Annotated in this window: 22 protein-coding genes and 1 tRNA gene; 11 read left to right on the forward strand and 12 right to left on the reverse strand. The window is 52.7% G+C overall.

Annotated elements, in window-relative coordinates:
• Positions 1-70: 70 nt before the first annotated feature.
• The gene (locus KNP86_RS10830) at positions 71-625 is read right to left on the reverse strand and encodes a GNAT family N-acetyltransferase (protein WP_214754278.1); all 555 of its coding nucleotides are present in this window, start codon (positions 623-625) and stop codon (positions 71-73) included.
• A gap of 100 nt (positions 626-725) precedes the next feature.
• Between KNP86_RS10830 and KNP86_RS10835 the strand changes: the two genes are divergently transcribed.
• A complete protein-coding gene (locus KNP86_RS10835; protein WP_214754279.1) occupies positions 726-1,475 on the forward strand; it encodes a sugar nucleotide-binding protein in 750 nt (249 codons plus the stop codon).
• A 16-nt stretch (positions 1,476-1,491) separates the two neighbouring features.
• Here the strand turns inward: KNP86_RS10835 and KNP86_RS10840 are convergent, their stop codons facing one another.
• Positions 1,492-2,733, reverse strand: coding sequence for a cytochrome P450 (locus tag KNP86_RS10840; RefSeq protein WP_214754281.1), 1,242 nt, complete (start codon positions 2,731-2,733; stop codon positions 1,492-1,494).
• Positions 2,734-2,816: 83 nt separating this feature from the next.
• Between KNP86_RS10840 and KNP86_RS10845 the strand changes: the two genes are divergently transcribed.
• Entirely contained in the window at positions 2,817-3,176 is a 360-nt protein-coding gene (locus KNP86_RS10845; protein ID WP_034781199.1) for a potassium channel family protein, read from the forward strand.
• A gap of 18 nt (positions 3,177-3,194) precedes the next feature.
• Here the strand turns inward: KNP86_RS10845 and KNP86_RS10850 are convergent, their stop codons facing one another.
• Together KNP86_RS10850 and yidD are read right to left on the reverse strand one after the other, a co-directional pair.
• Positions 3,195-4,553, reverse strand: a complete 1,359-nt coding sequence (locus KNP86_RS10850; protein WP_034781201.1) for an alanine/glycine:cation symporter family protein — start codon at positions 4,551-4,553, stop codon at positions 3,195-3,197.
• Positions 4,554-4,684: 131 nt separating this feature from the next.
• Complete coding sequence (yidD, locus tag KNP86_RS10855; protein ID WP_034781204.1) at positions 4,685-4,954, reverse strand: membrane protein insertion efficiency factor YidD; 270 nt, start codon at positions 4,952-4,954, stop codon at positions 4,685-4,687.
• 205 nt (positions 4,955-5,159) lie between these two features.
• Here yidD and KNP86_RS10860 point away from each other — a divergent pair, with 205 nt between their 5' ends.
• The 4 genes from KNP86_RS10860 to KNP86_RS10875 all read left to right on the forward strand — a co-directional run bounded on the left by KNP86_RS10860 (position 5,160) and on the right by KNP86_RS10875 (position 8,566).
• A complete protein-coding gene (locus KNP86_RS10860) occupies positions 5,160-5,957 on the forward strand; it encodes a pyrroline-5-carboxylate reductase family protein (RefSeq protein ID WP_034781206.1) in 798 nt (265 codons plus the stop codon).
• Between the two features lie 186 nt (positions 5,958-6,143).
• A complete protein-coding gene (locus tag KNP86_RS10865; RefSeq protein WP_214754283.1) occupies positions 6,144-6,380 on the forward strand; it encodes a FeoA family protein in 237 nt (78 codons plus the stop codon).
• The gene (gene feoB, locus KNP86_RS10870) at positions 6,377-8,353 is read left to right on the forward strand and encodes a ferrous iron transport protein B (RefSeq protein WP_214754285.1); all 1,977 of its coding nucleotides are present in this window, start codon (positions 6,377-6,379) and stop codon (positions 8,351-8,353) included. The genes KNP86_RS10865 and feoB overlap by 4 nt, the downstream gene beginning before the upstream one ends.
• Before the next feature lie 15 nt (positions 8,354-8,368).
• Positions 8,369-8,566 carry a hypothetical protein gene (locus KNP86_RS10875; RefSeq protein WP_034781212.1) on the forward strand — a complete coding sequence of 66 codons (198 nt, stop codon included), beginning with the start codon at positions 8,369-8,371 and terminating at the stop codon, positions 8,564-8,566.
• 46 nt (positions 8,567-8,612) lie between these two features.
• On the opposite strand, the gene KNP86_RS10880 is transcribed toward KNP86_RS10875, so the two are convergent.
• From KNP86_RS10880 to KNP86_RS10905, 6 genes are all read right to left on the reverse strand, one after another.
• Positions 8,613-9,317 carry a DUF554 domain-containing protein gene (locus tag KNP86_RS10880; protein ID WP_034781214.1) on the reverse strand — a complete coding sequence of 235 codons (705 nt, stop codon included), beginning with the start codon at positions 9,315-9,317 and terminating at the stop codon, positions 8,613-8,615.
• Positions 9,318-9,474: 157 nt separating this feature from the next.
• Positions 9,475-9,547: transfer RNA gene (locus KNP86_RS10885), tRNA-Val, on the reverse strand.
• 87 nt (positions 9,548-9,634) lie between these two features.
• Positions 9,635-10,192 (reverse strand): GNAT family N-acetyltransferase, encoded by a 558-nt coding sequence (locus KNP86_RS10890; protein ID WP_029596076.1) that lies wholly within the window; start codon positions 10,190-10,192, stop codon positions 9,635-9,637.
• A gap of 67 nt (positions 10,193-10,259) precedes the next feature.
• Positions 10,260-10,574: a DMT family transporter gene (locus KNP86_RS10895; RefSeq protein ID WP_214754287.1), complete on the reverse strand. Its 315-nt coding sequence runs from the start codon at positions 10,572-10,574 to the stop codon at positions 10,260-10,262.
• Entirely contained in the window at positions 10,571-10,915 is a 345-nt protein-coding gene (locus tag KNP86_RS10900) for a DMT family transporter (RefSeq protein WP_167491846.1), read from the reverse strand. The genes KNP86_RS10895 and KNP86_RS10900 overlap by 4 nt, the downstream gene beginning before the upstream one ends.
• Positions 10,912-11,490 (reverse strand): TetR/AcrR family transcriptional regulator, encoded by a 579-nt coding sequence (locus tag KNP86_RS10905; RefSeq protein ID WP_214708893.1) that lies wholly within the window; start codon positions 11,488-11,490, stop codon positions 10,912-10,914. Before KNP86_RS10905 ends, KNP86_RS10900 begins: the two co-directional genes overlap by 4 nt.
• Positions 11,491-11,615: 125 nt before the next feature.
• Here KNP86_RS10905 and KNP86_RS10910 point away from each other — a divergent pair, with 125 nt between their 5' ends.
• A complete protein-coding gene (locus KNP86_RS10910; RefSeq protein WP_034781218.1) occupies positions 11,616-12,398 on the forward strand; it encodes an alpha/beta hydrolase in 783 nt (260 codons plus the stop codon).
• Between the two features lie 42 nt (positions 12,399-12,440).
• On the opposite strand, the gene KNP86_RS10915 is transcribed toward KNP86_RS10910, so the two are convergent.
• Positions 12,441-13,679, reverse strand: coding sequence for an aminopeptidase (locus KNP86_RS10915; RefSeq protein WP_200860057.1), 1,239 nt, complete (start codon positions 13,677-13,679; stop codon positions 12,441-12,443).
• A 113-nt stretch (positions 13,680-13,792) separates the two neighbouring features.
• Here KNP86_RS10915 and KNP86_RS10920 point away from each other — a divergent pair, with 113 nt between their 5' ends.
• The 3 genes from KNP86_RS10920 (at position 13,793) to KNP86_RS10930 (ending at position 17,859) form a co-directional block, all read left to right on the forward strand.
• Positions 13,793-14,200 carry a YkvA family protein gene (locus tag KNP86_RS10920; protein WP_034781220.1) on the forward strand — a complete coding sequence of 136 codons (408 nt, stop codon included), beginning with the start codon at positions 13,793-13,795 and terminating at the stop codon, positions 14,198-14,200.
• An 87-nt stretch (positions 14,201-14,287) separates the two neighbouring features.
• Positions 14,288-15,154 (forward strand): YitT family protein, encoded by an 867-nt coding sequence (locus KNP86_RS10925; RefSeq protein WP_034781221.1) that lies wholly within the window; start codon positions 14,288-14,290, stop codon positions 15,152-15,154.
• Positions 15,155-15,255: 101 nt separating this feature from the next.
• Entirely contained in the window at positions 15,256-17,859 is a 2,604-nt protein-coding gene (locus KNP86_RS10930) for a putative bifunctional diguanylate cyclase/phosphodiesterase (RefSeq protein ID WP_251130498.1), read from the forward strand.
• A gap of 42 nt (positions 17,860-17,901) precedes the next feature.
• Here KNP86_RS10930 and KNP86_RS10935 read toward each other — a convergent pair whose 3' ends face one another.
• Positions 17,902-19,971, reverse strand: a complete 2,070-nt coding sequence (locus KNP86_RS10935) for an alpha-amylase family protein (RefSeq protein ID WP_233005449.1) — start codon at positions 19,969-19,971, stop codon at positions 17,902-17,904.
• Positions 19,972-20,130: 159 nt separating this feature from the next.
• On the opposite strand from KNP86_RS10935, the gene KNP86_RS10940 reads away from it, so the two are divergent.
• Positions 20,131-20,757 carry a hypothetical protein gene (locus KNP86_RS10940; protein ID WP_034781226.1) on the forward strand — a complete coding sequence of 209 codons (627 nt, stop codon included), beginning with the start codon at positions 20,131-20,133 and terminating at the stop codon, positions 20,755-20,757.
• Positions 20,758-20,794: the final 37 nt, after the last annotated feature.

Raw genomic sequence — 20,794 nt, forward strand, 5'->3', positions numbered from 1 at the left:
TTTAGTATAGCCGAGTCGCAATCATTTTGCATCGGTTTTAAGACTGATAATTGACCGATTGACGGTTCAGTCAAAGCGCGAGCGCCATATAATCAAACCGTCCTCCGGAGATATCGATTTCTTTCACTTTTTTGAAACCGAGCCGCTCATATAATCGCCCGGCTGCCGGATTCGTCTGGTCAACGTTGAGCGTGACTTGTGGGATGCCTGTCTCACGGGCATGGTCAATCGCTTGTTGAATCAGTTTCGTCCCAATCCCACGGCCGCCGAACGACGAGTCGACAGCGACCGAATCGATATAGAGCACATCCCCTGACGTTTCGACGTCTAACGTGTCCGGTTGCCCTTGGGTCCGGAGCCACGCCTTGATCGGTTCATCCAACTGCGATGCCCGTTCCCCGTGGTAGGCAATCAGAATGCCCGCCATCACTGTCTCGTTTTCCGCCACCCAAACGTTTTCATAGCTCAAGCGGTTTCCGGGCTGACCAATCCACATCGAGAGTTGTTCGAGTACTTGTTGTTGGTCTGACGTACCGGTCAACGAATACGCAATTTCGTGAATCGCCGCGTAAACGAGCGGTGCGATTTGCGTGCTGTCATCCGGTGTCGCTTTTCGAATATTCATCTTTATCGCCTCCATCCATCAGTCTAGCACAAAGCTTCTTTCAAAGGGTTTGTCGGACAGTGAAGTGTGGGATGATACAAACAGAAGGGAGGAATAAGTAATGAAAGCAATTTTGACAGGCATGAACGGGACGGTCGCCCCTGTCGTCGCCCGTATATTAAAGCGGCACGGCATCGAGCCGGTCGCGTGGGACCGCACGAAAGTGTCCACATCTGACGAGGCTGAGATGCGAGCCTTTATCGAATCGGTCCGCCCGACTTATTTTCTTCATATCGGCATGGGCGCCGCCGAATGGGCCGATACGCTCGCACGCCTATGCGGGGAATATAAAATCCCCTTCCTCTTCACGAGCACCGTCTCCGTCTTCTCCGACAGTGTGACGGGACCAATCACCCCGGACACACCGCCCGATGCAACAGATGAATATGGTGCCTATAAACGGGCGTGTGAAGAAACCATCGCCCGGACTAATCCCGGTGCCCAAATCGTCCGCCTCGGTTGGCAAATCGGGGACGGTCCCGGTTCGAACAATATGATGGATTATTTCGAGACCGAGATGAAGCGAAAAGGTGTAATCGTCGCGAGCGCACACTGGTACCCGTCCTGCTCGTTTTTAGAAGATACGGCGGACGCCTTGTTCGAGATTTTGACGAAACGTGGGCCGGGACTGTATCAATTGAACGGCAACCCGAGCCATTCCCTCTATGACATCGCACTCGGCTTGAAAGAGTTGCATGACACATCATGGCAAATCGAACGAACCGACGAACCGAAACGGGATAACCGTATGGTCGACACGAACATCACAATCCAACCGATCACGAAACGGTTAGCCTTGCACACAAAATGAGTCGCCTCTCGGCGACTCATTTGCGTTCAACCCGTTTCAACACGAGCCCGCTTTTCGGCAAACTCGGTAAGTCCACAAAACTATAACTAAGGTCTTGAGATGGCACCTCATAGCGATAGCGGTTCAAGAACACGTCAATCGTTTCACGCATGATGGCGATCGTCACATGTTCCCCGGCGCAGCGATGCCCAAAATCCACATCCCCGCCACCTTGAGGGATGAACGTGAACGGGCTCTCGGTCCAACCTTTGAACCGGTCTGGATTGAACTGTTCGGGTTCCGTCCAATGCGCTGGGTCGTGGTTCGTCCCATACAAGTCGAGCAAGACGAGCGTCCCTTGCTCGAACGCAAACCCATCCCATTCAAAGTCCTGTTTGACGCGCGCAGCCGTCACCGGGAAGAACGGATAAAAGCGCCGGACTTCTTGGACGAACCATGTCGAATCCGTCTCGCCGTAGGCCAACCGGGCACGAGCCTCCGGAAACTGATGCAACGCGAGCACAGTGAACAAGACGTAAATCGACACCGCCACGGTCGGTCGTATAATATTGATCACCTCGACCGCCACGACATCAGCCGGAAGCAGCTCCCCGGCCTCATCACGATGCCATGAAAATTCATACAGTGCTGTCTGTTCGTTCGGAAGCAACCGGTTCGTCCGCACTTCCTCGACCATTTTCCGAACCCAAGACTCGGCCGACGACCGGGCCGCCCGTCCACGTATGTGCTTTGGTCCAAGGGCCGTCCCCGATTCGAACAACAACCGCATCTCGTCCGTCCGCTGTTTCACTTCATGCTCACCGAGCGGGATCCCGGCCCATTCACAAACGGCTCGCATGAGGACTTCTTGCGCCATATGATAGAGCACTGTTTCGTCTTCGGTCGCATCGAGCGCTCGTTCCCATTCACGGCTGACAAGTCTCGTCAGTCGCTCGATATTTCCTGGGAACATGAGCGACATGAACATCTTTTTTCGATGTGCATGCGCCGCACCGTCCAACGTCTGCACCCCGTCCTCCCCGAACAACGTCTTCAGCAACCGCTTCGGTGCCGCGTCTTGCCGAACGAATTTGTCCGCGTCATAAAATAAAGCGGCTGCCTCGGCACCACCGAGACAGATTGCTCGCTCCCCAAGTAAACGCGTTTCGAATAGGTTTGACTGAAAGCTTTTTCTGCGGTTCGGGACATACAAGTAGCCCTCCCGGAGGAACGCCAAGCTATGGTCGAGCCCTTGTTCTTTCGGGATCGGTCGTGTCATGATGTATCATCCTTTCCAACTTTTCTATAGAGGATGTTCCCCTGTTCTTAGCGAACAAACCTATAAAGAAAGGAGGCGGGCGAATGCTCTCATTTATTTTGACGTTTCGTCGCATGTTTCGCGGAATCTGGCGCGGTCTGAAAGACGCTGAGTTTCAAGTGTTGTTCAGTCTCGCCCTCCTGACCATCGTCTCGGGGACACTATTTTATTCACGGTTCGAGGACATGCGTTGGCTTGACGCCTTGTATTTCAGCGTCGTCACGCTCACGACGATCGGCTATGGGGATTTCGTCCCGACGACCGATCTCGGTAAAGTGTTCACGATCGGCTACGTCATTACTGGTGTCGGCATCATGGTCGGCTTCATCACCAAAGTCTTTGACCACCTCCAGCAAGCGCGACTCGAAGAGGTCCGCAAACGAAATACGCCACCGTCTCCTTGAAGACGGTGGCGTGTTTCGTTAAGATGCTTTTCGATTTCGATTTTCGAGCTCGAGTTGCTGATTGAACCGTTTCGTCTCGGCGATCACGACACCCGACAAGAACAGCAGACCAATCAAGTTCGGGATGGCCATCAAACCGTTAAACACATCGGAAAGGGCCCAGACCAAGTTAAGGTTCGTCGTCATCGCACCGAGTCCGGCCACGAGGACGAAGGCGATGCGATACGGAATAATCGATTTCTGGCCGAACAAGTAGTGAATCGAACGTTCTCCATAATACGACCATCCGAGCACCGTCGAATAGGCGAACATGACGAGGCCGATTGTCACGATATATCCGCCAGTCGGCCCTAAAAATTGCTCGAACGTCGCCGTCGTCAACGCGACCCCTTCGAGCCCCGACCCGATTTGTCCGCCCATGACGAGCGTGATCCCTGTGACCGAACAGACGATGAGCGTATCGAGGAACACTTGCGTCATCGAGACGAGTGCCTGACGTCCTGGCATATCCGTCTTGGCCGCCGCCGCCGCGATTGGGGCCGATCCAAGACCGGCCTCGTTCGAGAAGACGCCGCGGGCCACCCCGTAACGAATCGCCGCCCCGATCGCTCCTCCACCAATTGCCTCGGCGCTTAACGTGCTGCTGAAGATGAGTGAAATCGCATCTGGAATGAGCGTATAGTTCATAATCATAATCAATAATCCACTGCCGAGATAAAAGACGATCATGACCGGTACGAAGTAACTGACGACGCGTCCAATCGATTTGACACCACCTAAGATGACCGCACCCGTGAAGATCATGATCAAGATACCGGATACGTAAAGCGGCACATCAAACGTCGTTTGGAGTGCCATCGCCACCGAATTCGTCTGTACCCCGTTTCCAATCCCGAACGCCGCGAGGGAAGCGAACCCCGCGAAGGCGACGGCGAGCCAGCGCTGTTTCAAGCCGCGCTCCAAGTAATACATTGGTCCCCCAGCCATTTGTCCCCGCTCATCAGTGACCCGATATTTGACCGCGAGCACGGCTTCCGCGTATTTGGTCGCCATTCCGAAGAAACCGGATACCCACATCCAGACGATCGCGCCTGGCCCACCGAGCACGACAGCCGTCGCGACCCCGACGATATTCCCCGTACCGACCGTAGCCGCGAGCGCGGTCATGAGTGCTTGGAAGTGACTGATATCCCCTTTCGATGACTTGTCCTGATTTTTAGAGAATGCGAGCTTCAATGCGTAAGGCAACTTCGTGATTTGAATTCCCCCGAGACGTACCGTCAAATAAATGCCTGTCCCCACAAGCAAAATCAATAACGGTGGTCCCCACACAAAGTTTGAAATCGTACCGATGAGTTCACTGAACGATTGACCCATGTTGTATTCCCCTTTCCCCGTATGTAATGAGTACATCTCTATTTTTTCAGAATACTTAGAAGATTGTCAAAAGTATTGTGATAAAACAAGTCAGAGAAAGAGGGGCTGTATCTAAAACAGCGAGCCGTCGATTAGACGTCTCGCTGAGATGGGGGTTTTTCACGTTGTAACGGCGCCTTCCAATCGAACTCGTCCGGCACGTAGTCGAGCCCGCCCGAATGGAACGGTTGGCAACGCATGAGCCGGCGCGTCGTCAAATAACCACCTTTGAGTGCACCATGTTTCTCGATCGCCTCGATCCCATAATGCGAACAACTCGGATAAAACCGACACGTCGGTGGTTTCAACGGAGAAATGAAGCGTTGATACCCTTGAATCCCCCGGACTAACACTCGTTTCACGTTTCATCGCCTCCTGATTGATTACTGCCATGATAGCTCGACCGGTTCGACTTGTCATCCGTGACGTCTGCGACAATCCAGTGACAAGACGGTGTCACGTTTTTCCTTTGTTTTACAATTTGAGCACGAGAGGCGCTATTTGACGCATCATTTGTTATGATAGGCAACATGTACACGACCGAATCTATATGAAGAGGTGACGATTATGAATATTTTAATGGTAGGAGCAGGATCGATGAGCGAGTCACTCGTCCGCGGATGGTTAGCCTCAGGTCTGTCTCCTGAACAAATCACGATGACGAACCGGAGTGACCGGACACGTCTTACAGAACTTCACACTGAGCTCGGCGTGCAAATCGTCGACGAAGAGGATGTCAACGCGTATGACATTGTCGTCCTTGCGATGCAACCGGACGGGGTGCTTCCATATGTAAGCTCGAAGACGTGGACCACACCGCTCCTCGTCTCCGTAGCGGCTCATATCGAACCGAGCGAAATTGAAGAGGCGTCAGGTCTCCCTGCCGTCTGCGCGATGCCGAATACGCCAGTGGCTTATCAAAACGGGATGACCGGACTCTGGTTCGGACCCGAGACCGATGATACGGTCCGTGAAACGGCGACGGCGTTGTTTGAGCGTGTTGGTCGTACAGCTGTGACTGATGCGAAGACGATGTCGGCCTTTATGGCCGCCGCCGGTTGTAGCCCCGCTTTCTTTTACGAGATTGTCGGGTCGATGACACCGGTCTTGACGGAAGCAGGATTTGACGAAACGACAGCCCGTCAAATCGTCGCCCAAGCGATGAAAGGATCAGCTGAGCTTCTCCTCCATGAGACACGGCCGACGAACGACTTGATCGCAGATGTGGCCGCGCCGGACGGTCCGACCGATCGGGGTGTCGGTGTCCTTCGCACACGCGACTTGGCTGACGTCATGTCCTCCGCACTACGTGAAAGCGCGAAAGAAGACCATGAAGCGATTGACGCACCGATTGAAAGAACGTAACCATTGAATGAAATGCCCGCTAGAAGTCGAACGTTACGTTCTGACGTCTAGCGGGTGTTTTTTCGTTTCCCTTCGTATGCTCGATAAGTCATAAAATCCACATATTATGGGAACTTCCAACGACAAAGGGCATGGTATGCTACTTATTGAGAACAATTATCATTTAATGAATATGGAGAGATCTCAATGCGTTCACTACTTGCCATTCCGTTGCATCAGCCTGTGTTCATATCCGATTTGACGAGAATTGATGATCGTCTGCGCCGTCGCATGATTGCTTTAGGGTTTTATGAGGGCTGTTCCATACGGATCAAACGTCGGGCCATCCTATCCGGACCGCTCACCATCGAACAAATCGAACATCAACAAATGATTGCGATTCGTCGTTGTGACGCCGAACAAATCGAGGTGATTGTCCCATGACCCAACGAATCGCCCTCATCGGGAACCCGAATACCGGAAAAACGTCATTGTTCAATCGATTGACAGGTTCTTTCGCCCACGTCGGAAACTGGTCCGGCGTCACCGTCGAACAGAAAGTCGGACAATTGCATGGCAACATCGGGCAGCTAATCGACTTGCCGGGTGTCTATGACTTAGACCCGCTGTCGGCTGACGAAGCGATCGTCTCGAGGTTTCTGTTACAGGAACCGTTCGATGGGCTGTTCAACATCATCGACGCCTCACAATTCGAACGCAATTTACAATTGACGCTCCAGCTGCTCGAAATGGGGCGCCCGCTCCAAATCGGATTGAACATGGTCGATGTCGCTGAAGGACGGGGGATCACCATCAATCTAGAACGGTTGCGCGAACGGTTGAACGTCGATATTTTCCCCATCACAGCGCGCACCGGAGCCGGTTGTGATGTCCTTTTATCCTCGCTTCAATCGAAACCACGCGACCCGTTCATCCTTGACTACGGGCAAGATACCGAACGAGCGATTCAACAAATTTTGGACGCGATCGGCCGCTCCGACCGTGACCGCTGGGTCGCTGTCCAATACTTGGCTGGAAACCGCGTCATTTCCGAGCTACTTGAGTCTTCAGCACCAACCGTCCTCGCGATTCGAAAGACGTTGGAAATGAAACTCGGTCGCTTCGCTCATGCCCATATCACGGAACGAAGACGCGAGTGGACGAAAGACGTTCGTCAGCACGTCGTCGAGGAACGGAATACCCGGCGCGTCACGCTGACTGATCGCATCGATGCCGTCGTCACACATCCGATCTGGGGCTTACCGATTTTCTTCGCGGTGCTCTATAGCTTGTTCCATATCACGTTCAACTGGGTCGGCGCGCCCTTATCCGATGTATTGGATGGATTGTTGACCGGTCCCCTCACATCGGGAACGAGCTGGTTGTTACAAACGCTCGGGACCTCGTCCTTCATCCAAGCGTTGATCATCGAAGGTGTGATCGCCGGTGTCGGCGGCGTCCTCGTCTTCGTGCCGCAAATCTTTGTGCTCTTTTTCTTCATCTCATTCTTAGAGGACTCAGGATATATGGCGCGCGTCGCCATCGTCATGGATCGTTTCATGCAACTCGTTGGACTGAACGGGAAAAGCTTCATCCCGATGATCATCGGCTTCGGCTGCAACGTCCCGGGTATCATGGCCGCCCGAACGATCGAGGAGGAGCGCGAACGGCTGGTGACGATATTCATTTCACCGTTCATGTCTTGCTCTGCACGTCTACCGATTTACGCCGTCTTTGCTGCTAGCTTTTTTGCATCGAATCAAGCGCTCGTCGTCCTGTCGCTCTATATGTTAGGAATCATCTTGGCATTGATCATCGCTAAAATTTTTACGTCCCTCTTGGCCGCAGAAGACCGAAATAGCCTCTTTATCGTCGAACAACCTCCTTACCGGGTCCCTCAGGGGTTGACGCTTTGGCGCAGCACGTGGCAAAAAGCAAAAGGGTTCGTCCGAAAAGCCGGTACGTTCATCTTTGGAGGTTCCGTCTTCATTTGGTTGCTCGCTTATTCCGGCCCAAATGGGTTCGACGTGCCGATGGACGAGAGTTTTCTCGCCATGGTCGGTGGCGTCATCGCGACGTTGTTGGTACCGCTCGGATTTGGGACCTGGCAAGCGGGCGCTGCACTCATCACCGGTTTTTTGGCGAAAGAAGTCGTCGTTTCGACGATGGCGATCATCTATGCGGTCAGTGAATCCGATTTGTCGGCTTCATTATTTCCCGTGTTCACTCCGTTGAGCGCGTATAGCTTCATGGCGTTCGTCTTGCTTTATGTGCCGTGCCTGGCGACCGTTGCTGTCATTCGGCGCGAGGTAGGAAGCGCCAAGCTGACGTGGGTCGCTAGCCTTTACGGATTAGGCGTGGCGTATGTCGTATCGTTGCTCATCTACCAAATCGGCCGTCTACTCGGATTTTCGTGACAAGGAGGAAATGAGATGTCTTTATTTGATCTATTGATTGGCCTTGGCGTCTTCGGATACGCCGTTTATGCGCTTGGTCGATACACACGAAAAGCAAAAGGCGGGAAATGTGCCACTTGTGAGATCAAACCGACGTGCACATCATCCTGTGAGGCCGCCGACTGGGATCAACTCATCACCGAGGCTTTACGTTCCAACTCAAAAAAGTCATGACCTATACAAAAATGGACGGGCGCGTTTTTTGCGCCCGTCCATTTGTTCATTGAAAGATATGTAACACGGTGACGATGACGGCGACCATCAAAATCCCCGGCAATAGATTCGCGACGCGAATCCGAGTGATGCCGACCAAATTTAAACCGATCGCGACGATCATGACGCCGCCGGTCGCTGTCATTTCTAAAATAAAGTCATCCATGAGCGATTCCGGGATAAACTTCATGATTTGGATGGCGAGCAAGGCGATTGCCCCTTGGTATAAGAGAACCGGGACGGCCGAGAACATGACCCCAATCCCTAGCGTCGAGCTAAGGACGAGTGCCGTGAAGCCGTCAATCAATCCTTTTGTATAGAGGACATCATGGTCCCCGCGCAATCCACTGTCGAGTGCCCCGATGACCGCCATCGCCCCGATGACGAAGATGAGCGTCGCCGTGATGAAGCCTTCGGCGATACTCGACTTGCTCTTGCCGCCGAGTCGGCGTTCTAATTGATAGCCGACCTCGTTCAACTTCTCATCAAGTTTCCACCATTCGCCGAGCGCCGCCCCGATGACGAGACTGCCGATGACGATTAAAAAGTTCTCACTCTTCATCCCCATTTGAATCCCCAGCAAGACGACGGCGAGACCGATGGCTGCGGTGACCGTCTCTTTCATTCGTTCGGGGATGCGGTGAAATAAAAGTCCAAGTAATGTGCCAATCACGATCAACGCCGCGTTGACGATTGTTCCGGTTAAGACCATCGTATAACTCCCCGTTTCTGTATGTATTGAGAGGAATATACCAACTGTGTATGTAGACTGTCAATTGAAAGAAAAACAAAAAAAGCCACTTCTCGCAAGAAGTGGCGTCGCGGAAACCCACGTTCCTATGGGTTTCGCATCGGGTTTGGCACCCAAGTGATTCTGACTGGGCTCGAACCAGCGACCTCTACCCTGTCAAGGTAGCGCTCTCCCAGCTGAGCTACAGAATCAGGTCGTGTCCTCTCTTAAGGACACTATTAATATATCAAGAAACTAATGCCTTGGCAACTGTTTTTTAAAACTTTTTTTACTTTTTTTCAACGCGTCATTTCTTCCCGTTTCATATGGCGGCATAACCGCTCTAAATCACCGGCATATACCGAGACGAGCATGCCTTGATACTCGGTGTCACGGTCCCAATGCAATCCGTTCGCTTTCGCGACTCGTTGCGATGGGACGTTATCCGGATGAATCAAGGAAATGATCTCTTTCTCACCTTCTTCGAACGCATGACGCATAAGGCGAGCCGCTGCCTCGCGTCCGTAGCCCATATGCCAATGCTTCGGCGCCAACCAATATCCGACTTCAAGTTCAATCGTGCCGTCGAGTTCATGGAGCAACGTGCCGGCATGACCGATCGGCTCGTCATTTTCATGCGACATCAATTTGAGCAACCCGGTTTGACGACCCGTCTGATAGCGGGCCAACTGGCGCTCGAACCATTCGATCGTCTGTTCATCCGTATATGGCTTTCCGTCCGGGCTAATGAAACGCATCACGCGCGGATCTTGGAGTAGCGATTTCACGAAATAAAAATCAGCAATCGTGTAAGGTTCGAGTCGTAGACGCTCGGATTGCAGTTTGATATGACTCATCGTCCCCGCCCCTTTCGTTCACAGTCTGAACTATTCAATTCCCGTTTTTATTCGAAGCTAATCCTGATCACGCGACAACTTTCAATCCGATGACGCTTCCGATAATAAGCAATAAGAAGAAGATGCGCCACTGGTCCCGGGATTCGTTCAAGTACAGCATGCCGAGCACGACCCCGCCGGCCGCCCCAATCCCGACCCAAATCGAATACGCCAATCCGAGCGGGAGCGTCTCGAGCGAACGCGACAATAAATAAAAGCTTAAGGCAAACGTTCCGACCGACAAGATCGACCATTTAACAATCTGATAGCCTTTTGATTTACCCATCCAAAAGACGGCCATCATCTCAGCAAGACCCGCACCAATCAAAAATACCCAACTCATGCCGACTCACCTCCCGTCACTTGTTTCAGTCCGACCACACCGATCAGAAGCGTGATGATAAAGACGAGCTTCATCCCGGTGAGCGCCTCGTCGAACAAGAGCGCCCCGACGATGACCGTTCCGACGGCTCCGATGCCGGTAAAGACGGCGTATCCCGTCCCCGCCGGTAAGGTGCGGAACGACATCGCCAACAATCCAAAACTCACAATCAATAATAGAATCGTCATCACGCTCGGACCGAGCACCGTGAACCCGTTCGACAGCTTCATCGTCGTCGCCCAAACGATTTCGAGCAGACCGGCGAGCACGAGCCAAACCCAGGCTAGTTGATCTTGTTTCATGTCCAACCGACTCCTTTCTTGAAAATCGTGAATGCGGCCCGTTGCCGTTTGACGCGATTCGTCTCAAGCGTGAAGAGCGAAAGAAGCGCCCCGTCTAGAAAACAATAGTACGCGTCATACACGTCCTCGAGTGACTGTTCGGGTAAGGCCCCTTGCTCCATCGCCAATCGAAACTGTTCTTTCTCGAACGCTTGCAGTTCCGTCTCGACCGAACCGAGCGTCGTCTCGATGAACGATCGCAACTCGGGCGGTGGGACGAGCAACATCCGCTTCGTCAGCATCCACGTCTCTTCCTCTTCAAAGAAGCGAATCAACGCCTCGACGATCGCCTCGATCCGCTCGAGCGGCGCAGCGTCAACGGAAGCGTCCCGTGCCTCCTGCCAGATGTGTGCATAACGGTTCCCCATGTCCTCGACGACTTGCTTGAACAGTTGTTCTTTCCCTTCGATATGGGCGTATAGCGACGCCTTTTTGATGCCGACATCCTCAGCGAGCGAGGCGAGCGACAGGCCTTCATATCCTTCAAGCGCAAACCGGCGCCGCGCCGCCAGTTCGATTCGTTGTTTCGTATTCATCACAGATCGTCCCCTTTCTCTCTCACCACCTTACCTAACGAACGGTAGGTAGTCAAATGTGCGGATTGCATTCCCCGGTTCCACCCGGCAAAATGGAGACAGTGAATGGGAAAGGAGCGCTTTATATGCTTGAGCAATTCAGCTTTACGTTACCGACCGAGACGACACGCGGCCGGAAACGGATCGTCCGCGTCTATCGTCCCGACTTTGTTTCGGCTGACAAGCGGATCCCGGTCCTCTATATGCACGACGGTCAAAACGTGTTCGACGGCAAGACCGCCACGATCGGCGAAGGTTGGTCGATCGACCGCCACATCGAGGACTTACAATTGCCGCTCATGGTCGTCGCCATCGCGAGTGCCCCAGACTGGCTCGACCGCTACGATGAGTATTCGTTTTATGAGGATGAGATGCTATACCGGCGGATTGGACCGGAACTCGCCAAGACACGGCCCACGCTCGGGGGTAAAGGGCGTGCTTACGCCGACTGGCTCATGCAAGAGTTGAAGCCGTGGATTGATGAACGCTACGCGACCGACCCAGACGACGTCGGCGTGATGGGCAGCTCGATGGGCGGGGTCATCTCGCTCTATATGATGACGGCCTATCCGTCCATCCGGCGCGTCGGCTCGCTCTCGACAGCCGCTTGGGCTAATCTCGACTCCCTCATTCGGGAAGTGAAGCAGGCCGATGTGACGGCGCGTCTCTATATGGACATCGGGACGAACGAGACGAGCGGACCGATCACACCCGAGGATTACCTTTATACGAATGCGAAACTCGTCGAGACGGTCGCGCGAACAGGGATCGCCTTCCGCTATGAGGTCGAGCCCGGTGCCGTCCATAATGAGATTGCGTGGCGGCGTCGGCTACCGAACGCCCTCGCCTTCCTCTATGAATTGACATGAAAAAAGAGACGAATCCCACGAAGGGATTCGTCTCTTGCTTGATTAAATGACCCAGTTGCCGTCACGCATGATGGCTTCGCGTGAACCGTCTTCGAGTTCGCCGTCGATGTTCATCTCGGCCGAGCCGATCATGAAGTCGACGTGTGTCATCGAGTCGTTCGCACCGTTCTCGGCGAGCTCTTCGGCTGACATTTGCGGTCCGCCTTCGAGACATGTCGAGTACGCGCGTCCGAGCGCCAAGTGGCACGATGCGTTTTCGTCGAACAACGTGTTATAGAAAAGGAGACCCGAGTTCGAGATTGGTGAGTCGTCCGGCACGAGCGCGACTTCTCCGATACGACGCGCCCCTTCATCGAGGTTCAACAACTCATCGAGTGCCTGTTGTCCTTGTTTCGCTTCCGCCTTCACGACTTTCCCGCCTTCGAACCAAAGCGTGAACCCATCGATCAAGTTGCCGCTATAGCTGAGCGGTTTCGTGCTCGACACGTGACCTTCAACCGAATCTTTATCGGCGAGCGTGAACACTTCTTCAGTCGGCATGTTGGCGATGAAATCGACACCGTCGATGTTCGGACCGCCGCCGCCAAGGAAGACGTGTTTCTTCGGCAAGCCGATCGTCAGCTCCGTGCCCGGTGCTTTGTAATGGAGCTTCGTGTACTTCTTGTTCGTGAGTAACGTCGCGCGTTCACGGAGCGATGCGTCATGCGTATCCCACGCCGCGACCACATCCGGTTGGTCCATGCGTGTCGCTTCGAAAATCGCTTTCCAAAGGGCTGGTACGGCGTCTTCACGGTCTGGGAAGACTTTCTTCGCCCATGCTTCCGAAGCGCCAGCAACGATTGACCAGCTGACATTGTCGCTCATGACATATTTGCGCCATTTCGCGAGCGCCACGCCGGCAGCACGGTTCGAGTCCGCGATGCGTGACGACTCAACGCCGTTCAGTGCGTCCGGGTCGTCGCTGACGATCGATAGGAATGCCGTCTTCTCTTCGGCCAATTGCTCAAAGCGGGCCTTGAGCCATTCCGGGTATTCTTTGAAGGCATCCGCCGGGGCGTTGAAGTAACGGACTTTCGTCGTCTCTTCGTCGCTCCAGTTGACATACACTTGTTTCGCGCCAGCCGCGTAAGCTGCTTTCACGATTTGACGGACGAGCGGTGCTTGGCTAATATCAGCTCGGACTTCGAGCTGTTGGCCCGGCTGAATGTTGACGCCTTTTTTGACGGCAAGCTCAGCGTAGCGGGCAAATTCTGCCTCAGTCGGCATGGTTACAGTAGACATATGTACAGTTCCTCCTTTTTCACTTATTTCTATTTTCTTAAATTTTCGGAAAAGTTGCAACCAAATCGCAAAAACGGGCATATTAGTAGATGAAGACAGAAGGAGGAATATACATGTCAGATTGGAAAACAACGTACACACACTTTTTAACGAGCGCGACCGAGGACTATACCGACAATGAAACATTAGGTGACCTTTTGGTCCAAGGCGAACTCGCTCTCGCTAAAGTGACGGTCGACGTCGCTTCAAACGAGATTAGCAATATCGAGCGCGAAGAAGAACTAACGCTCTACTTCCAAATGAAACAGTTACTCAACATGTTGCGTGCCGTCTATAATCACCAGTTCGAGATGCAGCCGGACAAACAACATGCCCTCGTTGCGGCCGTCTTATACTTCGTATCCCCATTCGATGCGATTCCGGACGACGCCCCACTCGGCTTATTCGATGACGCTCAAGTCATCGATTACGTGCATGAACAGCTCGCAAGCGATATCGACCGCTTCCACAACGAATTGTAATCGTTCGGCGCTTGAAATTCCTCCACCATCGGAGTACGCTTGAGTGAGTTTATTTCAAAGGGGGCGTATGGCGCCTAGCCATCATCTATGTACGCAAAATCAAGAAAACGAATCGCCGTCGAGACGACTTTGTTCATCATCGCCGGAACGATTCTACAATCGATCTTTGTCGGCTTATTGCTCAAACCAAACGAGATCGGGTCCGGGGGCATCGTCGGGATCACCTTGATCATCAACGAGCTGTTCGGCACACCGATCGGATTCACGCAACTCGTGTTGAATATCCCGCTCTTTATCGTCGGGATTAAATATCTGGGGAAACGGTTCATTCTCATGACCGGGCTCGTCGTCGTCTTATCATCTATCTTGATTGATACGTTGCCCGTGCTCATCCCGCCGACCCCGCTCGACGACCCGCTCGTCGCCTCGGTGTTCAGCGGAATCGTCTCCGGTCTCGGACTTGCCTTGCTGTTATTCGCAGGTGCCTCGACCGGTGGCCTAGATATTCTCGGGAAAGTCATTTACACGAACAACCGCAATTTATCGCTCCCTAAGATCTTTTTGACGCAAGACATCATCGTCTATATTCTCGTGTTCATCACGTTCGATATTAAAGCGGTCATGTACGCGCTCGTGCTCAGTTTCGTCCGGTCGCGAACGCTGTTGACGATTCACCGATTCTTCTCGGCACAAAAGCAGTGCTTCATTATCTGTAAGAAAGCCGATGAAATCAACCTCGTCATCAAGCAAAACTTGAAGCGTGGTGTCACAATCATGGACGCAACCGGTGGTTATTCGAACGACTCGAAGAAAATGTTGTACGTCGTCGTGCAAAACAATGAAATTCCGAAACTACGTCAAATCGTCTCCGATATCGACTCGGAAGCGTTCGTCACCGTCTCGGAAATCGATTCGGTCGTCGGTAACTTCAAAGAGCATTCGTATACCTTGTAATCGACAGCAGCTTGCTGTCGATTTTTTTGGTGTAACAAATCCATAAACAATCCGATAATAATGATGAGCCTCTTAGACATATACAGAAGGAGGTGCATGAGTTGACCAACCACTCGTTGCGCCAAACAGTCCCCGCTTTGCTCGTCGGGACCTTTTTTCTCGGCCTTTTATTGATCCTGTTCACCCCTTATGACTTGAGGGAGACGAGTTTGTTCGTCTATTTCACGGCGGTCACGCTCATCGCGACTGTTTTCAGCATCACCGCCGTCCTTCGGAATCGCGGCATGCGTCGCTACATCCATTTACTGATTAGCGCCGGCAATGTTTGTTTCATCGCCTATTTAGTCGGGCATCACTTCGTCATGTCAACTGGAATTGAGCTTATGCCGTTCATCCAAAACTTCTTTTATTTAATCATGTCGTTGATCGTGATCACCCAGTCGATTGAGATTCGGACATTGAAACTGCGAACGTTTGACATCTTCGCCTTGCTCAGTTTTCTGTTGATCGGCGCCATGCATCTGTTCATTTATTCGAGCGAGAACGGGAGCTATGCCGCCAACTTGAATGGGTTTGAAGAACAGATGGTGCTGATCAGTCTGTACATGATGCTCGGCTTTCTCTACTTGAATCGAATCACTTCGGCAGGTCAGAGCTTCCGCGTATTGTTATTGGTCGGCGTTCTTGGCTTCACGACCGCTTCGATTTTGAACCAATTGCTCATCTTCAACGGCATCGGCCACGAGTTAATTCATTTGCTTCAAGTGACCAGTATTTTCATCATTTCCATCAGTTACGTGTTTGATGAATCGACCGAGGACGCGCTCGTCCATGACTCCGTGTTCGATTACGTCGTCTATAGCACAATCGTCATGCTGTTCATGCTCGCCTCCGATCGGCTGCTCGGTACATCCGTGCTCGATTCGATGACCGCGAATGCCGTCTTGTTGCTACTCATTCGTCAGTTCGTCGTCGCCAAGCAAAATGCCTTGATCAGCCACCGCTTACATACCGTCAACACTGACCTTGAAGTCGCAGTGACGACGAAAGCACATGAGCTTGAAATTCGGGAGCAACAGTATCGGTCCCTGTTCGCCTATCATGCCGAACCAATTTTCTTGTTCGACCTTCACGGTGAAGTGTTGTCCGTAAACGAGGCCGGCAGCTCGGTGCTCGGTCATGACACAGAGACACTCATCGGTTCCAACATATTAGATATCATCGAACAAAAAGACCGGTCCGCCTATGCGACCGTATTGCATGATTTGAAGAACGGTCGCCCGCGTACGCTCGACGTCGATGTCGTCACCGAGGACGGGGCGAAGCGAGTTTGGCAGCTGATGAACATCCCGATGATTATCGACGGGGAAGTCGAAGGCATTTATGCCATCGTCAAAGACATCACCCAAATGATCGTGCAACAAGAACAAATCTACTATCAAGCAAATCATGACAGTTTGACGGGACTACACAACCGTTACGCGTTGCAAGAACAAATCGAACGGCTCATCGCCGAAGGACGACGATTCTCGCTCATGTTCTCCGACCTGGACGGCTTCAAAGAGATCAACGACCAGTTCGGCCATCATATGGGCGATGAATTGCTGCAACACATCGGCAAACGACTAAGAGGTGCCTTATTGCCGAACGAGTACGCGGGACGGCTCGGCGGTGACGAGTTCATCGTCGTCGCCGAACATGATGATGATGAGATGTTAGTCGAACGGTTGCGACGCTTCGTCTATCGCCCGCCTTACTTTATGGGCGGAACGCTCGTCGAGATCCATGCGTCGATTGGCATCGTCCGCTATCCCGACCACGGATCGACGCTCAAGCACTTGCTCTCAAACGCAGACCTCGCGATGTACAAGGCAAAGGACAAGGGACGTAATGAGACCGTCCTGTTCGCGCCAGAGCTGCGTGCGGATAAAGAAGAACGCAAGCTGTTGATGGAAGGGCTCGACACCGCCCTTGAAAAAGGCGAGATCTCGCTTTACCTTCAGCCTCAAGTCGACGCCTCGACGAAAGCCATCATCGGGGCCGAGGCGCTCATGCGCTGGCAACGCGATGGGGTTTTCATCCCGCCGAGCCAATTCATCCCGATCGCCGAGGAGACGGGCCACATCCATGATCTCGGTCGCTGGATGATCCATGAGACGTTCCAATTGATGTACGCCTTCGAGCAAGGAGACATCAATTTGCCGAAATTGTCGGTCAACCTCTCCGTCCGTCAATTGTTCGATGAACATTTAATCGAGTATTTGACGACTTTGTTTGAGCGGTTTCCAATCGAACCGAGCCGACTCAACTTCGAATTGACCGAGACCGTCGCCGCCCACCATTCCGACCGGGTGTTGACACGGATCCTCGAACTCAAGGCGCTCGGCATCAAACTGTCGATCGATGACTTCGGGACCGGCTACAGCTCACTCGCCTACCTCGTCCGCTATCCGATTGACGAGTTAAAGATTCCGCGCGAGTTCACGATGCAACTCGAAGAGAACCGGGAGTATCAAACCGTCACCGCGACGATCGTTGCCATGGCCCGACAACTTGGGATGGCACTCGTCGCCGAAGGGGTCGAGACAGAATATCAAGAGAATTTCTTACGAAAGATCGGCTGTGATTCGATGCAAGGGTATCGCTATGCGAAGCCGATGCCGCTCGATGAGTTTGTCATCTACTACATGAAGCAGACGATGTGACAAAAAATGCCCCGAACCGGTAAACCGATTCGGGGCATTTGCTTATTTCATCTCATAAATTTTGACTTCGCCCGGCTTCAAATCGACCCACAGGTCCCAATTCTCATCGAACGAGTGCTCGGCATACGGCCATGACGTCGGTGAGTAGACCATCTCGGCGAAACGGCTTGCGTTCCAGTTACGGCGGCGCACCCCGTCGAGCGGGACTTTCCCCTGCAGCGGATGATGCATGCTCGTGTTGGCAACGACAAGGAGCGTCTCGTTCGTATCCGGACGCAGCCAAGCGAGGCCGATGAACGGCGCATCCATGTGCGTCATCGCGAGCGGTTCGAAATGACTCGGGTTGACGAGGACGTCCAACCAACGACGACGCACTTCGGCAACTTGATGCATGAGTTCGATCATCTCGTCTCGTTCCGGGTGATCCCAATGGAACTGATACGCGTCGAAGAAGGCGAGCTTACCAAAGTACGGATCGGTCGGGAAGAGTTGGTACGCTTCTTCCGGTCGGCAGTCGAGCCCGGTGTTCATCGGTTGCGTCTCATACAGTTCGAGCCCCGAGTTCGTCATCGGGACCCCGTTCGGCACGAAGCCGTTCAACACAGTGAGCAAGCGACTCGCTTGCCGTCCCCCGTCCCGTGTCGCCACGCGGCGCGTGTCCGCTGTCTCTCCGGCCGCGAACACCGGCAACGGTAAGAAACGTGAGTCATAAATGAACTGGTGTGTCTCATGCGTATCGAATCGAGGTTCTTTATAGAACCCGTAGCCGATAATCATGTTATAGCCCGCTTCTTTCGCTGCCCACGCTCCGATTTCGATCAATTCTTCAGCGATGAAACTGAAGTTGGCGTCGAGTGCGCGTGGCTGTTGAAGGATCCGTTGTGCCAAATCGACCGGCAAGGCGTGACCCATATCGATGCGGGCCCCATCGATTCCAAATTCGCGCTGGTAGTGCGGGATGATATCGGCGAGCATCGCCCATAGCGGCTCATTGATTTGATCGCCCCGGAATTGATTCGACTTGATTGAATCGAACAGAATGTACGGAGCCAAGTTCGCCTCGCTGACGTAAGGCGCTGCCGCTGTCGGATGATCGAGGAACAGACGGAAGTATGTGACGTCCGACCATGGCGGTTGCGGGTCATTGATACAATCCGAAAAAGCTGGAGCGGTCGTCAAACCGAACTCACGCTCGATGACCGCGAGCAAGTTCTCTTCCGGGTGCTCGAGCAAGTACGTCTTCACCGTCTCCCACTTGTCCGCGTCAACGAGGTTCGGCGCCATCGAGAAACGACGCAAATGCGCCCAGACGTCTTCCGACCCGTAAATCATTGGCAAGAAAGCGTGCTCTGGTTTTACGTTCTCTCCGATACCGGGCACGTGCGGCGGGTGATAGTAGTCGAGTTCCGTCACCGGGATCCAATAAAACCATTCCGGATTTTCTAGAATGAGACGGTTGTCACGGGCGCATGTGCGCGGGATGACATCGATGACGACCCGAATCCCGACCATATGGCATGCCTCGACGAACGCGGCGAACTCTTCTTCGACCGTCAACCCGTCTCCCGTCAACGTCTCTTTCAGTTCTTCATCGATTCCAAAGAAGTCTTGCACGGCATAAGGAGAACCAAACTCGCCTTTTTTATTTTTGTGGCTATGTTGCGAGATTGGCAATAGGAACAACGTGTCAATTCCCATATAAAGCAAGTGCGGGATTAGCGCGAGCGTTTTGACGAACGTTCCCGTGTCCTTCATCCCGACCGAGTTTTCCATCTCGACATAACCTGAACCGTCATGATCCCATGACGTCGAGGTCCGGACTTGCATCGAATAGACGGAGGCACGCTTAATCCAATCGCCGCCCGTTTGAAGATATCCATCCGCTTGGGCGACCGACTGATGATAATCCCGTCCGTCGACCGCATGCGGGAGAATCGCTTTTTCAATCGTCTCGATTAAAAAATCGTAAGGATTGACCCGTTCGACGCCATCTCGGACAGGCTCTGAAGGGAATTGCAGGCGGTTCCACAAGGCCGGAATGTCGTATTCCATGTTCGTTCGTTTTTCTTTCAAGACCTGGTGTAACTTGCGTAACGATGAGTTCTCTGGCATGTGTATTCTCCTTATGAATGAAATCGTTCCTCATTTCATTGTAAACGATAACAAGAAACGCTTTACTATATATTTATACCTTTACCCGAAATTTTCCTTTTCCAAAAAAATATTTTGCGACGAAATCGGTAAATATTGTACGATTGTATGGAAGGAGGGATGACCGTGTCCCAACAGAAATGGCTGACCTTACTCATCTTGTTGTCACTTTTATCCGCGCTGATCCTTGCGGGTTTTGGGTTTCAACTTCGAGACACGAGACATCAACTCGAGTCGATTCATAGTCAACGCCTCGATTCCTATGATGCCATTGAAGAGATCATGTATTTTAACATTGAACGAGCCAACGCCATTCGCGGGTTGCTCGCCTACGAAGACCGACGTTTTTTAGAATCGTATTACAGTATGTCCCAGCAAGCTGAAGAGTTGAAGACGTCGATCACGAACGACCCGCGCACACCGAGCTCGCTGATTGATTTGCTTTACCGTGACGGAATATGGGAGCAAGGCGCCGCCGAAGTGCTTGTCTTATATGAGCGCGGCGATCTCGAGGCCGCGACCGAGCTAGCCGAGACGATGACCGATCAGCGCCAAACGATCCTCGAAGATTTGCGCGCATTGAAGAAACTACAGTATGAAGACATCCGCAAACAACTCGTCGCGACCGAGAATCAAATCGATGTGTTGATTCAAGCCCTCACGTCGATTGCCATCTTGCTCATCGCCGCACTGCTCGTTTTGCTGTTTCTCCTCTTCAAAACACGAAAAAAAGACCGTCTCCAATGAGACGATCCCTCGACCTCAATTTCCATTGTGAGGTCTT

The sequence above is a fragment of the Exiguobacterium sp. s16 genome, assembly GCF_018618115.1.
Taxonomy (GTDB): Bacteria; Bacillota; Bacilli; order Exiguobacteriales; family Exiguobacteriaceae; genus Exiguobacterium; species Exiguobacterium mexicanum_A.

Coding starts and splice junctions, on each gene's coding strand:
- KNP86_RS10940 (WP_034781226.1), top strand. CDS start 20,131: ATGACCGTGTCCCAACAGAAATGGCTGACCTTACTCATCTTGTTGTCA.
- KNP86_RS10905 (WP_214708893.1), bottom strand. CDS start 11,490: ATGAATACGAAACAACGAATCGAACTGGCGGCGCGGCGCCGGTTTGCG.
- KNP86_RS10910 (WP_034781218.1), top strand. CDS start 11,616: ATGCTTGAGCAATTCAGCTTTACGTTACCGACCGAGACGACACGCGGC.
- KNP86_RS10895 (WP_214754287.1), bottom strand. CDS start 10,574: ATGAGTTGGGTATTTTTGATTGGTGCGGGTCTTGCTGAGATGATGGCC.
- KNP86_RS10900 (WP_167491846.1), bottom strand. CDS start 10,915: ATGAAACAAGATCAACTAGCCTGGGTTTGGCTCGTGCTCGCCGGTCTG.
- KNP86_RS10865 (WP_214754283.1), top strand. CDS start 6,144: ATGCGTTCACTACTTGCCATTCCGTTGCATCAGCCTGTGTTCATATCC.
- KNP86_RS10925 (WP_034781221.1), top strand. CDS start 14,288: ATGTACGCAAAATCAAGAAAACGAATCGCCGTCGAGACGACTTTGTTC.
- KNP86_RS10880 (WP_034781214.1), bottom strand. CDS start 9,317: ATGGTCTTAACCGGAACAATCGTCAACGCGGCGTTGATCGTGATTGGC.
- KNP86_RS10860 (WP_034781206.1), top strand. CDS start 5,160: ATGAATATTTTAATGGTAGGAGCAGGATCGATGAGCGAGTCACTCGTC.
- KNP86_RS10890 (WP_029596076.1), bottom strand. CDS start 10,192: ATGAGTCATATCAAACTGCAATCCGAGCGTCTACGACTCGAACCTTAC.
- KNP86_RS10840 (WP_214754281.1), bottom strand. CDS start 2,733: ATGACACGACCGATCCCGAAAGAACAAGGGCTCGACCATAGCTTGGCG.
- KNP86_RS10875 (WP_034781212.1), top strand. CDS start 8,369: ATGTCTTTATTTGATCTATTGATTGGCCTTGGCGTCTTCGGATACGCC.
- KNP86_RS10935 (WP_233005449.1), bottom strand. CDS start 19,971: ATGCCAGAGAACTCATCGTTACGCAAGTTACACCAGGTCTTGAAAGAA.
- KNP86_RS10920 (WP_034781220.1), top strand. CDS start 13,793: ATGTCAGATTGGAAAACAACGTACACACACTTTTTAACGAGCGCGACC.
- KNP86_RS10830 (WP_214754278.1), bottom strand. CDS start 625: ATGAATATTCGAAAAGCGACACCGGATGACAGCACGCAAATCGCACCG.
- KNP86_RS10845 (WP_034781199.1), top strand. CDS start 2,817: ATGCTCTCATTTATTTTGACGTTTCGTCGCATGTTTCGCGGAATCTGG.
- KNP86_RS10915 (WP_200860057.1), bottom strand. CDS start 13,679: ATGTCTACTGTAACCATGCCGACTGAGGCAGAATTTGCCCGCTACGCT.
- feoB (WP_214754285.1), top strand. CDS start 6,377: ATGACCCAACGAATCGCCCTCATCGGGAACCCGAATACCGGAAAAACG.
- KNP86_RS10835 (WP_214754279.1), top strand. CDS start 726: ATGAAAGCAATTTTGACAGGCATGAACGGGACGGTCGCCCCTGTCGTC.
- KNP86_RS10850 (WP_034781201.1), bottom strand. CDS start 4,553: ATGGGTCAATCGTTCAGTGAACTCATCGGTACGATTTCAAACTTTGTG.